General features: G+C 63.4%; 8 protein-coding genes and 1 pseudogene. 1 reads left to right on the forward strand and 8 read right to left on the reverse strand.

Features of this window, described 5'->3' with window-relative positions; all coding sequences use genetic code 11:
* Positions 1 to 93: 93 nt before the first annotated feature.
* Positions 94 to 204, reverse strand: a pseudogene (locus ACFFNA_RS25730) (D-xylose ABC transporter substrate-binding protein); the annotation flags it as partial.
* Positions 205 to 472: 268 nt separating this feature from the next.
* Here ACFFNA_RS25730 and ACFFNA_RS25735 point away from each other — a divergent pair.
* Positions 473 to 1,720: an ROK family protein gene (locus ACFFNA_RS25735; protein ID WP_378922641.1), complete on the forward strand. Its 1,248-nt coding sequence runs from the start codon at positions 473 to 475 to the stop codon at positions 1,718 to 1,720.
* A gap of 167 nt (positions 1,721 to 1,887) precedes the next feature.
* Here the strand turns inward: ACFFNA_RS25735 and phoB are convergent, their stop codons facing one another.
* The 7 genes from phoB to ACFFNA_RS25770 all read right to left on the reverse strand — a co-directional run bounded on the left by phoB (position 1,888) and on the right by ACFFNA_RS25770 (position 13,170).
* Positions 1,888 to 2,577 carry a phosphate regulon transcriptional regulator PhoB gene (gene phoB, locus ACFFNA_RS25740; RefSeq protein WP_006328038.1) on the reverse strand — a complete coding sequence of 230 codons (690 nt, stop codon included), beginning with the start codon at positions 2,575 to 2,577 and terminating at the stop codon, positions 1,888 to 1,890.
* A gap of 19 nt (positions 2,578 to 2,596) precedes the next feature.
* A complete protein-coding gene (gene phoU, locus ACFFNA_RS25745) occupies positions 2,597 to 3,304 on the reverse strand; it encodes a phosphate signaling complex protein PhoU (RefSeq protein WP_378922644.1) in 708 nt (235 codons plus the stop codon).
* 39 nt (positions 3,305 to 3,343) lie between these two features.
* Positions 3,344 to 4,168, reverse strand: a complete 825-nt coding sequence (gene pstB, locus ACFFNA_RS25750) for a phosphate ABC transporter ATP-binding protein PstB (protein ID WP_111544412.1) — start codon at positions 4,166 to 4,168, stop codon at positions 3,344 to 3,346.
* Positions 4,169 to 4,185: 17 nt separating this feature from the next.
* Complete coding sequence (gene pstA, locus ACFFNA_RS25755) at positions 4,186 to 5,502, reverse strand: phosphate ABC transporter permease PstA (protein ID WP_378922647.1); 1,317 nt, start codon at positions 5,500 to 5,502, stop codon at positions 4,186 to 4,188.
* Positions 5,499 to 6,965: a phosphate ABC transporter permease subunit PstC gene (pstC, locus tag ACFFNA_RS25760; protein WP_378922649.1), complete on the reverse strand. Its 1,467-nt coding sequence runs from the start codon at positions 6,963 to 6,965 to the stop codon at positions 5,499 to 5,501. Before pstC ends, pstA begins: the two co-directional genes overlap by 4 nt.
* A gap of 114 nt (positions 6,966 to 7,079) precedes the next feature.
* Positions 7,080 to 8,108: a PstS family phosphate ABC transporter substrate-binding protein gene (locus ACFFNA_RS25765; RefSeq protein WP_378922651.1), complete on the reverse strand. Its 1,029-nt coding sequence runs from the start codon at positions 8,106 to 8,108 to the stop codon at positions 7,080 to 7,082.
* Positions 8,109 to 8,619: 511 nt separating this feature from the next.
* Positions 8,620 to 13,170: a PAS domain-containing protein gene (locus ACFFNA_RS25770; RefSeq protein ID WP_378922653.1), complete on the reverse strand. Its 4,551-nt coding sequence runs from the start codon at positions 13,168 to 13,170 to the stop codon at positions 8,620 to 8,622.
* Positions 13,171 to 13,226 lie beyond the last annotated feature (56 nt).

Genomic DNA, 13,226 nt, shown 5'->3' on the forward strand with positions numbered 1-13,226 from the left:
GCGAAATCGCACTGCTCCACATTGAATGGAAAAGCGTGTCGTAAGCATCATCATAGGCCCCTGTGATCACCGCCGTAAGACGGTACACAGAGTCTGGATAATGGACCAGGAAACGCCGATGACCTTGTCCTTCGCCTGCGCGACCGACGCGAGCGTCAGCGACATGGCGACACCCGCCAGGATGGCGGCTGTGAATCTTTTCATTTTATCCTCCCTGCGCCGCGTATGGCGCGACCAAACTGACCCGTAGGCCGGCACAGAGGCTCTATTTTTTCGAGCCTCGAAAAAATACTGATCCAACACCCGAACGCTGTCAACATCGATTCTGATGGATTTTGATGTCTCTCTGAATTTTTTTCGAGCTCCGGAATAAATAATGACAGGATGGCAGGCTTCTGCCAGAATTTGGCCCATCGCTGATGGCCTTCGGGGGGCACGAAAGGCTACAGCGGCCGGGAGGATGTGAAAAAGCATGTCGGTCGGAATCCGCCACGACGATCTGCGCCGCCGCAACCGGGCGATGGTGATCGCGGCCGTGCGCCGCGCCGGACAGCCGTCCCGCACCGAGATCGCCGCGACCACGGGCCTCAGCCATTCGACCATATCGGCGATCTCCTCCGACCTCATCGGCGAAGGCATCCTGACTGAGAGCAAGCCGAGCGAGGCCGGCTCGCTCAAACGCGGCCGGCCGCAGGTCGGCCTCGGCCTCAATCCGGAAGCGGCGGCGGTGATGACCGTGGTGCTGTCGCTGAACTTCCTCTCGGTCGCCGTCATCGACTATGCCGGCCAGGTGATCGCCGAGGAACAGCGCCGGCTGGACACGCTGACCATGCCGCGCGACGCGCTGGTCGGTGAATGCGTCGCCATCGTGCGGCGCCGTCTCGAAGACCCCGACCTCGACGTCCGCAGTGTCGCCCGCATCGCGCTGGCGATCCAGGGCATCACCGACACGCGTGCCCGCGCCATGCTGTGGTCGCCGATCACGCCGCACACCGATATCGCCTTCGCCGACATACTCGAAGACGAATTCGGCATCCCCGCCACCATGGAAAACGACTGCAACATGATGGCGATAGCGCTGCGCTGGCGCGATCCCCAGCGCTACCGCGACGACTTCATCGCCATCCTGCTGTCGCACGGCATCGGCATGGGCCTGGTGCTGAAGGGCGAGCTGTTCACCGGCACCCATTCCTCGGGCGGCGAGTTCGGCCACATGATCCATCGGCCGAACGGCGCGCTGTGCCGCTGCGGACGGCGCGGCTGCGTCGAGGCCTATGCCGGCAACTACGCCATCTGGCGCAACGCAAGGCAGATGAGTGAGGACGCAGAACCAGTGGCCGATGTCAGTGACGCTGACATGCGCGCGCTGGCAACCGCGGCCCGCGAAAGAGACGGACCCGAGCGCGAGGCCTACCGCAAGGCCGGCGAAGCGCTCGGCTACGGTCTCGGCAGCCTGTTCGCGTTGATCGATCCGGCGCCGGTCGCCATGGTCGGTGTCAGCGCCGCCGCCTTCGACCTGATCGAGCCGGCATTGCGCGAGGCGATTGCCCAGACCGCAGGCGGCCAGCATTCGAAATCGATTTCTTTCGACACCGAACCGAACGAACTGCCACTGATCCGCGAAGGCTGCGCCATGCGGGCGCTGACCTTCGTCGACCAGGAGATTTTCGCGCCCGGCACGCAGACAAGATCCGGCCTCGGCGGCAAGAACGTGGCTTGAATTTGCCCGAAGAACGCGGACTTGGGATGTGCTGAGATTCAGGTCAGGCCGCGCCGAGAATGGTGGATTCCGAGAACCGGAACGGAGCGTACATTCCAGTACGTGAGTACCGGAAGCACAGGAAGACGCCGTTCGCAGGCCGGCATCACCTGAATATCAGCGCATCCCTAATCTTCCCTGATTGCGTATCCAGCACCGCGGATGGTGCGGATGACATCGGGCATGCGGCCGTTGTTGACCGCCTTGCGCAGCCGGCCGACATGCACGTCGACCGTGCGCTCATCGATGTAGATCGTCTCGCCCCAGACATTGTCGAGCAGCTGGCTGCGCGAAAACACGCGGCCGGGATGGCGCATCATGAACTCGAGCAGGCGAAATTCGGTCGGCCCGAGCCGGATCTCGCTCTTCTTGCGATAGACCCGGTGCGATTCACGATCGAGCACGATATCGCCGACCTTGAGCACGCTGGACAGCACTTCCGGCTTGGCGCGGCGCAGCAGCGCCTTGATCCTGGCCATGAACTCCGGCGTCGAGAACGGCTTGACCAGATAGTCGTCGGCGCCGGTCGAGAGGCCGCGCACACGATCGCTTTCCTCGCCACGCGCGGTCAGCATGATGATCGGCAGACGCTCGGTCTCGGGACGCATCCTTAGCCGGCGGCAGAGTTCGATGCCGGAAACCGCCGGCACCATCCAGTCGAGCACCAGAAGGTCGGGGACGTTCTCCTGCAGCCGGATCTCGGCCTCGTCGCCGCGCGTCACCACCTCGACCTGGTAACCCTCGGACTCCAGATTGTAGCGGAGCAGCACACCTAGCGGCTCCTCGTCCTCCACCACCATGATGCGTGGCGCGATCATCGACTGGTCACCCCTGTCGTCATGCCGCTGGCGCGGACATTGCCGTCTCGTCCTGCTTCGGACGATTGGCGGGCAGCTGCGTGCCGGTCAAAACATAATACGCATTTTCAGCGATGTTGGTGACGTGATCGCCGATGCGCTCGAGGTTCTTGGCGCAGAACAAAAGATGCGTGCAAGCGGTGATGTTGCGCGGGTCTTCCATCATGTAGGTAAGGAGTTCGCGGAACACGGAGGTGTATTTCACGTCGATGCGCTCATCGTCGGCGCGCAGTTTCGCCAGGGCCTCGGCGTCGCGCGCCGCATATTCCTCGATGACGCCCTGCACCTGGATCAGCACCAGCTGCGCCATTGCGTCGATGGAGTGCGACAGGTCGCGCGGCGTGACGCTGAGGCCGAGGGTGCCGACGCGCTTGGCGATGTTCTTGGCAAGATCACCGATGCGTTCGAGATCACCGGCCATGCGGATCGAACCGACGACGGCGCGCAGGTCGTTGGCCATCGGCTGGCGCTTGGCGATCAGCGTGATGGCGCGGTCGTCCAGCTCGCGCTGGCGCGCATCCATGATGGTGTCGTCGGAAACGACGCGCTGCGCCAGGGCGTTGTCCGAATTGAGCAAGGCGCGCGTCGAGCCGCTGACCATCGAGCGGGCCAAATCGCCCATGTCGCGGATCAGCTGGCTGATCTGCTCCAGATCCTCATCGAAAGATGCGACGGTATGTTCACCCATGATCCAGTCCTCGTGCCTGAAAATTCAACGCCGGACCACTCAGCCGAACCGGCCGGTGATATAGTCTTGAGTGCGCTTGTCGTCGGGGTTGGTGAACATCTTGTCGGTGGCGCCCTCCTCGACCAGATAGCCGAGATGGAACATCGCCGTGCGCTGCGACACGCGCGCCGCTTGCTGCATCGAATGGGTGACGATGACAATCGTGTAGTTCTGGCGCAGCTCGTCGATCAGCTCCTCGACGCGCGCGGTGGCGATCGGATCGAGCGCCGAGCAGGGCTCGTCCATAAGGATCACCTCTGGCGATACGGCGATGGCGCGCGCGATGCATAGACGTTGCTGCTGGCCGCCGGAGAGGCCGGTGCCGGGTTCTTGCAGGCGATCCTTGACCTCGTTCCAGATCGCCGCCTTCTTCAGGCTCTGTTCGACGATCTGATCCATGTCGGCCTTTCGCTTGGCCAGCCCGTGGATACGTGGGCCATAGGCAACGTTCTCATAGATCGACTTCGGGAACGGATTGGGCTTCTGGAACACCATGCCGACGCGCGCCCTGAGTTCGACGACGTCAATGTTCTTGTCGTAGATATCCTCTTCGTCCAGCGTGATCTTGCCGGTCACCCGTGCCGAGTCGATGGTGTCGTTCATACGGTTGAGGCAGCGCAGGAAGGTGGACTTCCCGCAGCCCGAAGGGCCGATCAGCGCTGTCACCTGATTGAGGCGAACGTCGAGATTGACGTCGAACAGCGCCTGCTTGTCGCCGTAGAACACGCCGACTTTGTCGCCGCGCATCTTGATCACTTCGTTCGACTTGGCGTTCATTTTGTCGCCCACTGCGTTTTCAAGAGACTGTTCGGTCATGATGTTCATACCAGATGCCTTTTTTTCTACCAGCGACGCTCGAACCGACGCCGAAGCACGATCGCTGTGATGTTCATGGCCATGAGGAAGACCAGCAGGATGATGATGGCGCCCGACATGCGCTCGACGAAGGCACGTTCGGCCTCGTTGGCCCACATGTAGATCTGCACCGGCAGCGCGGTCGCCGGGTCGAAGGGCGTCTTTGGATAGTCGGCAACGAAGGCGACCATGCCGATGAGCAGCAGCGGCGCGGTTTCGCCCAGCGCACGCGCCAGGCCGATGATGGTGCCGGTGAGAATGCCGGGGGCGGCTAGCGGCAGGATATGCTGGAACACCATCTGCATCTTGGACGCGCCGAGGCCGAGCGCTGCGGCGCGGATCGACGGCGGCACCGCGGCAAGCGCGGCGCGTGTCGCGATGATGATCGTCGGCAGCGTCATCAGCGTCAGCACCAGGCCACCGACGAACGCAGCAGAGCGCGGCATGCCGAGGAAATTGATGAACACGGCGAGGCCGAGCAGGCCGAAGACGATCGACGGCACCGCCGCCAGATTGTTGATGTTGACCTCGATCAGGTCGGTGAAGCGGTTCTTCTTGGCGAATTCCTCCAGATAGATGGAGGCGGCGACACCGATCGGCAGCGCCAGCAGCAGAACGATCACCATCATGTAGAACGAGCCGATGATCGCCACGCCCATGCCCGAGGTTTCCGGACGGCTTGAAGCGCCGTAGGAGAACAGGCCGGTGTTGAAATGCTCGGCCATCGCACCGTCCGCCCTGAGCTTGTTCATCCAGGCGATCTGCTGGTCGGAGACCTTGCGGCGCGCTTCCTCGACGCCAAGGTCGATCTGGCCCTTGAAGGCGGAGTCGAGATTGGCGGCGGCAAGGATGTTGACGTCGCGCGTCGTGCCGATGACCGACGGATCGGCGGCGACGATGTTGCGCAGCTGGACGCGGGCACCTTCGGACAGGAAGCCCTTGAGCTTCAGGGTCGACGGCTTGTCGTCGGGATTGATGCCGAGCTTGGCGATCAGCGCCTTTTCGGCGAGCTTTGGATAGTTTGCCTTGATCAGCACGGTCGGATCGGTGGCGCGCTTGTTGGACGGATCGATCACCTTCTCGTCAAAGCTGATCGGCAGCGACACCGTCGTCTGCCAGAAGGCCGTGTAACCCTTCGTGACGATGGTGATGAGCATGATGGCCAGGAACGCAAGGCCGACGGAAATCGCCAGCATGCCGTAGATGCGGAAGCGGCGTTCGGCGGCATAGCGGGCCTTCAGGCCGATGTCGCGGCGCGGATGAGCGGCGACCCGGACCATCGTATTCATGGGGATGTCGGTCATTCGTACTGCTCCCGGTACTTGCGCACGATGTAGAGCGCGACGATGTTCATCACCAGCGTCAGGGCGAACAGCGTGAGGCCGAGCGCGAAGGCGACCAGGGTTTGCGGCGAATTGAACTCGAGATCGCCGGTGAGCTGGTTGACGATCTTGACGGTGATGGTCGTCATCGCCTCAAACGGATTGATGGTGAGATTGGCGGCGACACCGGCGGCCAGCACGACGATCATCGTTTCGCCGATGGCGCGCGAGGCGGTCAGCAGGATGGCGCCGACGATGCCCGGGAGCGCCGCCGGTAGGATCACCCGCTTGATCGTCTCCGAACGCGTCGCGCCAAGGCCGAGCGAGCCGTCGCGCATAGCGCGCGGCACCGCGGTGATGATGTCGTCGGACAGCGAGGACACGACCGGGATCAGCATGACGCCCATGACCAGGCCGGCGGTGAAGATGCTCTGGCCCTGGATGAACGGCGAGCCGCCGGTGAGCGCGGCGGAGAGGTCGCGCAGGAACGGCCCCAGCGTGACGACGGCGAAGATGCCGTAGACGATGGTCGGTATGCCGGCCAGCAGTTCAAGCGCCGGCTTGACCACCGATCTCACCCTGGGCGATGCATATTCGGCCATGTAGACCGCCGACATCAGGCCGACCGGCACCGCGACCAGCAATGCAATCAGGGCGATGTAGAGGGTACCGGCGAGAAGCGGGATCAGGCCGAACTGGCCCTGGCTGCCGCCCGAGCCGGCGGCGGCGAAGCGCGGATCCCAGACCGTGCCAAAGAAGAAGCTCATCGGCGAGACGCTCTCGAAGAACTGGATCGTCTGGAACAGCATCGAAAGCACGATACCAACCGTGGTCAGGATGGCGATGGTCGACGCAGCGAGCAGCCCCCACAGCATCAGCCTCTCGACATTGTTGCGCGCCCTTGCACGCGGTGCGATTTGCCTGAGCGCATAGAAAGCGCCGGCGATCGACAGGGCGAATGCAAGGACAGCGCCGATCCTGCCAAGCCGGCTCTGCACGGCGTTCGCTTCGACGGCGATCGGGATCATGTAGTCTTGCGAATCCGTTGCCAGCGCCACGCCCTTGGCTGCGAGCAGCGGCTGCAGCTCGGCGAAGGTCGCGGGCAGCGCCGCCAGCGTGTTCGCATCGAGCTGATGCAGGCCTTTGGCGAGGCTCTTTACCAGGCTGACGTCCAGCGCTTCGCTGGCAACCTTGCTGTCAGCGGTGCGCTCAGGCAAGGCAGCGTGAATGTGCCGGTCGAGATAGAAGGACGAGCCGATGGTCCAGACGGCAAGCAGCAAAAGGGCAGGCAGGACGGCGAGCAGGAAGGCCCACCAGCCGTGATAGTGGGCGCGCGAATGCGGCTTCACCGTGCCGTTGTCCTGCGCTGCGGCACGCTGCCGACCTATCAGGAATGCAACCAGGCCGATGGCGACGACAATGGCCAGTACGAGCATGGACGACATGGACCCACCCCAGGGGAAACTCTAGAGCAAAGGATGCTCAAATCGCCACCCGCCAGCGGCAGGCGGCAAAACCAGGACGCCGGCTTCGGCCGGCGCCCTGGTTTTGTAGATTGGTTACATCGACTTTCCGGCGGCGAAAGCGTCGCGCTGGGCCTGACGTTCGGCGTCCGGGGCCGCGACGAGGCCGTATTCGGCGAGCGGGCTTTCCGGGCCTACCATCTGGTCGTCAAGGAAAAACTCGACATATTCCTTGAGACCGGGGACGACGCCGAGATGCGCCTTCTTCACATAGAAGAACAGCGGGCGCGACACGGGATACTTGCCGCTGGCGATCGTCTCGGTCGAAGGCGTGATGCCTTCCACGGTAGCGACCTTCAGCTTGTCGGCATTGTTCTCGTAGAAGGCGAGGCCGAACACGCCGACGCCGGTCTTGTTCGAGTCGATGCGGGCGAGCGTCTCGGTGTAGTCGCCGTCGATGTCGATGGCCTTGCCGTCCTTGCGGATCGCAATGCAGGTCTTGCCGACTTCCTTGTCGTCGGCGACGCCGGTGGCCTTGATGGCAGCCTTGTCGCAGCCGGCGTCGAGAAGCTTGGTCTCGAACACTTCGCGCGTGCCATGCTTTTCGCCGGGAATGTAGGCAGCGATATCCCAGTCGGGCAGCTTCGGATTGACCTGGCTCCACTTGGTGTTCGGATTGTCGACCAGCTTGCCGTCGACGACGAGCTTGGCGGCGAGCGCCTTGTAGATGTCGGCGGGAACCAGCGCCCAGTCCGGACCCTTGATGTCGGTGGCGAAGACGATGCCGTCATAGCCAATGCGAACTTCCTGGATTTCCTTGACGCCAGCGTCGGCGCAGGACTTGATTTCGTCCTTTTTGATCGGGCGCGAGGAGTTGGCGATATCGATCGTGTCTTCGCCGACGCCCTTGCAGAATTCCTTGATGCCGGCGCCGCTGCCGCCGGACTCGACCACCGGGGTCTTGAAGTTGGTGAAGGCTTCGCCGAACTGCTCCGCGACGATCTTGGCATAGGGTAGCACGGTCGACGACCCGGCGACCTGGATCTGGTCGCGCGCGGCGGCGAAGCCGGACGACGCGGCGAGCGCAAGCGCCGCGGCCGACGCCGTAAGGAGGAATTTCTTCATGTGGCCTGCTCCTGTTCGGAAGATGGTCTCTCGGCGCCGTTCCTTCAGCGCCCGCTGAGGCCAATAGCCCTCGATTATTACAGTCGCATGACAGTTTCATGTCAGCCCGGTAACGCGTCATCGGGGTGGGGAAAATGCCGGCCGGCCGGCGCTTGCGGCGGAGCCTGTCTTTGTGCCCGGAATCAGGCACTTGCGCCGGTTCAGACCGAGAGCGACCTGCGGTTTCGCAATCGACGCCTCGGCAAAGAAAATCCGGACGGGAGTGCGTTGCTCTCGGCCAGATGTCGTGGCCGGGCCATCGCCGAAAACAGGTCCGTTGGGGTAGGTTGACGCTGTCTCATGCCGGCGGTCGCTGCTCCCGCCCGTAACTGGAAGAGCGGAATTCGAATGTGGCCATTGTCTCGGCTGGGCGCCGCCTTGGGTATGGTGCGATCGCGCCATAGTCTTGCCTCAGCGGGGGGCGCGAATCGCCGCCGAGTTCCCCTGGGCATGCCGGGTGCTACGCCGGCCTTTACCCGGCGTTGCGCTGAGCCTGGCGGCTGGCGCCGACCCAGCGCTCGACCTTCTCGAGCAGGGCCCTTGGACTGATCGGCTTGGGCAGGTAGTCGTCCATGCCGGCCTCCAGGCAGCGTTCGCGATCGCCCTTCAGCGCATGCGCGGTGACGCCGACGATCGGCACATGCGTGCCGGTCTCTTCCTCCAGCCGGCGAATGGCGGCGGTGGCTTCGAGCCCGTTCATCTCCGGCATCGAGACATCCATCAGGATCATGCACGGATTGAGCCGGCCGAAGGCGTCGAGCGCCTTGCGGCCATTGCCGACGATCTCGAAACCATAACCGGTCTCGCCGAGAATCTGGGTGAACACCATCTGGTTCACCTCATTGTCCTCGGCCACCAGGATATCCAGCCTGTCGCCGCCGGCGGTCGCGGGTGGCCGGGGGCGAACCGAAGGCGGCTGTAGCAGCGCCCGTTGTTCCGACGGCTGTGGCCGCACAACCTTGCCCAGAGGGATGTCGGCTGCCAGCGGTTGGGCGTCGCCCGTGTTGTGGCGATGCCGCTGGATGGTGGCAACCAGCGTTTCCAGCAGCACCGATGACCGCGCCGGCTTGATCAGCTGGGCATCGATGCCGAGATCGCGATAGCTGGTGTTGGCGAGCGACTGGTCGACCGAGGTCAGCATGATGATCGGCGTGCCGGCAAGGCCAGCGGTGTTGCGCACGATCCGCGCCATTTCGGCGCCGCTCATGCCGGGCATCTGATAGTCGAGCACGACGCAGTCGACCGGCACGCCATAGGCGGCGGCGGCAATCAGCACTTTGAGACCCTCGGCGCCGCTTTCGGCCGCGCAGGAATCGAATGTCCACGATGTCATCTGCTCCGTCAGGATGGCCCGGTTGACGGCATTGTCGTCTACGATCAGCACGCGCGCGCCGGTCACGTCGACAGGCATGATGCGTTGCCCGTTCTGCTGACCGGCCCTCGGCAGCGTGACCGTGAACCAGAAGGTCGAGCCCTTGCCCTCGGAGCTCTCGACACCGATGTCGCCGCCCATCAGTTCGACGAGCCGCGAGGTGATGGCAAGGCCGAGGCCGGTTCCTTCGTGTCGCCTCGTCGACGAGGTGTCGACCTGGCTGAATTTTTCGAACACGAGTTTCAGCTTTTCCTCGGGGATACCGATACCGGTATCGGTGACCGAGATCGTCAGTTTCGTCCCAGTCGGAACCCTTTCGCCGGTGACGTCGACCAGCACATGGCCTTCATCGGTGAATTTAACCGCGTTGCCGAGCAGGTTGGTGACGATCTGCCTGATGCGGCCGACATCGCCGACAAACAGGCTCTCGAGCCGAGGCTCGATGCGCACGATGAGTTCGAGATCCTTCTCCTTGGCGCGTGTGGACACCAGCGTCGCCACATCCTCGATCGCCTCGGCAAGGTTGAAGGGCGCCGGATCGAGTACCAGCTGACCGGCGTCGATCTTGGAGAAATCGAGGATGTCGTTGATGATGGTGAGCAGCGCGTTGCCCGATTTGACGATGATGTCGGTGAACGTCTTCTGTTTCGGGTCAAGGTCCGATTTGGCCAGCAGTTCGGCCATGCCGAGCACGCCGTTCATCGGCGTGCGGATCTCGTGGCTCATATTGGCGAGGAATTCCGACTTGGCGCGGTCGGCGAGCACGGCGCGCTGCCGCGCCTCGCGCAGTTCGGCCTCGCGCATCTTCAATTCGGTGATGTCGGTGGTCGATCCGATCAGGTAAAGCGAACCGTCGGACGCGATCATCGCGCCCTTACGGGCGAATTGATGCCTGACGCTGCCGTCGGCCATCGTCACCGTCTCTTCGACCTCCTGGGTTTCGCCGGTGCGCAGCACGGCTAGGTCGCCATTGACGAAAGCTTCGCCATCCGGCCCGAAGATCTCGATGTCGGTCTTGCCGATCGCCTCTTCCTTGCTGAAGCCGGTCAGGTCGCACCAGCCCTTGTTGACGTAGAATTGCCTGAGGTCGGAGCGCTTGGCGTAGATCGACACCGGTACGTTGTCGATCAGGCTGCGGAACACCTCGTTCTCGCGCATGCTGTCTTCCAGCGCGCGCTCGCGCGCCTTGACCTCGGTGATGTCGGTGCTCGAACCGACCAGATGCACCGATCCGTCCAGCGCCACCAGGCGGCTCTTGCGCGTCATCAATTGCCGAACCGTGCCGTCGCGATTGGTGACGGGTTCCTCGATCTCCTTGACGGCGCCGGTCACGGCGACTTCGGTGTCGTCAAGGCTGTAGCTGTCGGCGTCCTGCGCACCGAACAGCTGGCGGTCGGTGCGGCCGATGACCTCCTCCTTGGCGAGGCCGGTTATCGCGCACCAGGCCTTGTTGACGAACTCGATGCTCAGGTCCTGCGCCTTGATGAAGGCGGCCACCGGCAGCTCGTCCAGCACGTGCCGGAACAGATCGATCTGGCGCATGCTGTCGCGCAGCGCCTTCTCGCGGCTCTTGATCTCGGAGATGTCGACGCGAACGCCGATGAACGTGCCATCGTCGGTCCGCATGTCGTAGACCTGGTACCAGCGGCCGTCGGGGTTGTGACGTTCGAACGAGGAACTGGGCAAGCGGTAGCGGGCGAGGATAGCGTCCAGCCAGCGATCGGGCTCGTCGTCGTAGAGCCTGTCGACTTGCGGGTCGCCGCTTGAGCGGAAATAGCCGTTCGAATGGCCGAGAACGAGCGCTTCGCGGAGTGTACAGCCGGGCTGCCATGCCGGCTTCAGGGCCGGCAGCGTATCCTGGATCTTGCGGTTGGCGAAGACGAACTTGTCGTCGCGATCGTAGATGATGACGGCCGCCGGCAAGGATTCCAGCACGCTGGCGAGATGCTTGCGTGCATCCTCGGCCTCGGTCTCGCGGCGCTTCATGTCGGAAATGTCGAACAGGAAACCGGCGACGTAGTTGCGGCCGCTGGCCATGCCGACGCGGCTCTTCCTGACGATGCGCGAGCGGCTGGCGCCATCGGCCTCGAAATTTTCTTCCACTTCGTAAGCGCGCCCGCTGGCAAGCACGTCCCGTTCGCTCTGTTCGAAAAGCGCGACATTGCTCATCGAGAGGAAATCGCCGCCAGGCTTGCCGAGCATCGCTTGCGGCGTCTGGCCAAACAAGGCGGCGAACGCCTCGTTGACGAACACAAACCGCAAATGGTCGTCCTTGACGAAGATCGGATCCTTGACGGCGTTGATCACCGCTTCCGCCAGCCGCGCTTTCTCCAGCGCGTCGGCAAGTTCGGCCTCACGATCCTTCATGTCGGTGACGTCGACATAGGAGATCAGCCGCTTGCCGCCGGCGAGCGGCGCCATCGACGAGATCAGCGTGCGGCCGTCATTGCGCGGGAACTGCCGCGATCCGGCTGTGCCGGCCCTGATTTCCGCCTCGCGATCGGCGATATGCCGCTGCCACGTCGCGTCGTCGGAACCATACGGGTCGACGTCGCGGCTGGCGTCCATCAGCTCGCGGAAGCTGCAGCCGATCTCGGCGCGCCGGGCGTCGATCTGCCAGAAATCGTAGAAGGCACGGTTGATGACTTCGGCGCGCAAATCGGCATCGAGGACGAGGACACCGATCGGCATCTGGTCGACCATGGTGCGAAGGTTGGCGAAGGTCTCGGCGGTCCTGGCATTGGCGTTCTCGACTTCGGCGTCGCGAAGCTTCAGTTCGGCGATGTCGTAGTAGGTCAGCAGGCGCTTGCCGCCGGACAGCGCGGTGACCGAGAACATCATGGTCCTGCCGTCAGCGTGGGGAAACTCGCGTGGCGCAACGGAGCCGGCGCGAATCTCCTCCATGCGGGTGGCGAGGTAGCGCTGCCATTGCTGTTCGTCGATATCGCCATAGATGCCGTTGCGGCGGTTGAGTTCCATCAACAGGCTGAACGGGGCGCCAACGGTCACGGCACCGTCCGGAATCCTGGAGAGGTCGCGATAGGCCTTGTTGACGATCAGTGTGTCGAGTCTCGCGTCCAGAAGCACGACGCCCATGTGCATGGCATCCATCGTCCGCTCGAGATCGGTCAGATGCTGGGCGGGTTCGCTATCCGCCGCCGGCTTCTGCTCCAGGGCCTCGAAAGCGCCGGCCAGCGCCGTGACGTTGCGGCCGATGCCGCGATAGCCGGCAAATCTTCCCTCGCCATCGAACCTTGGAAAGCCCGATGTCAAGATCCAGCGGCAATCGGCGCGGCCGCCTTTCAGTTCATAGACGAAGTCGCGAAACGGCCGATGCGCCTGCAGATCCGCCAGATGCGCGGCACCGCTGCGGTCGCCATTCAGGACCTGGTTGAGGAAGTCGAAGCGGAACCGGCCAAGCACATCAGCCGGATCGATGCCGGTGGCTGCCTGGTAATTTTGTGAAAGCCAGGAGAAGCGCAGTTCGGCGTCGGTCTCCCAGACCCAGTCCGAACCGGCTTCGACCAGTTGGCGAAGCGTATCGGTCGAATCCATGTCCGCAGCGGACGATGATGCATCGTCGGCATGCGTTGCCGATTTGCGAGGCCCGCGCTTGCCGCGCGCGCCGATTGTGTCGTCCGCTTCCGCCATGCCGTCCCCACCCGAAAACCAAGGCCGAACCCTCCCCTACGGTTCGTCGCCGGAAT

The sequence above is a fragment of the Mesorhizobium kowhaii genome, from assembly GCF_042431665.1.
GTDB lineage: Bacteria > Pseudomonadota > Alphaproteobacteria > Rhizobiales > Rhizobiaceae > Mesorhizobium > Mesorhizobium kowhaii.

Coding starts and splice junctions, on each gene's coding strand:
- phoU (WP_378922644.1), bottom strand. CDS start 3,304: ATGGGTGAACATACCGTCGCATCTTTCGATGAGGATCTGGAGCAGATC.
- ACFFNA_RS25765 (WP_378922651.1), bottom strand. CDS start 8,108: ATGAAGAAATTCCTCCTTACGGCGTCGGCCGCGGCGCTTGCGCTCGCC.
- phoB (WP_006328038.1), bottom strand. CDS start 2,577: ATGATCGCGCCACGCATCATGGTGGTGGAGGACGAGGAGCCGCTAGGT.
- pstB (WP_111544412.1), bottom strand. CDS start 4,168: ATGAACATCATGACCGAACAGTCTCTTGAAAACGCAGTGGGCGACAAA.
- ACFFNA_RS25735 (WP_378922641.1), top strand. CDS start 473: ATGTCGGTCGGAATCCGCCACGACGATCTGCGCCGCCGCAACCGGGCG.
- pstC (WP_378922649.1), bottom strand. CDS start 6,965: ATGTCGTCCATGCTCGTACTGGCCATTGTCGTCGCCATCGGCCTGGTT.
- pstA (WP_378922647.1), bottom strand. CDS start 5,502: ATGACCGACATCCCCATGAATACGATGGTCCGGGTCGCCGCTCATCCG.
- ACFFNA_RS25770 (WP_378922653.1), bottom strand. CDS start 13,170: ATGGCGGAAGCGGACGACACAATCGGCGCGCGCGGCAAGCGCGGGCCT.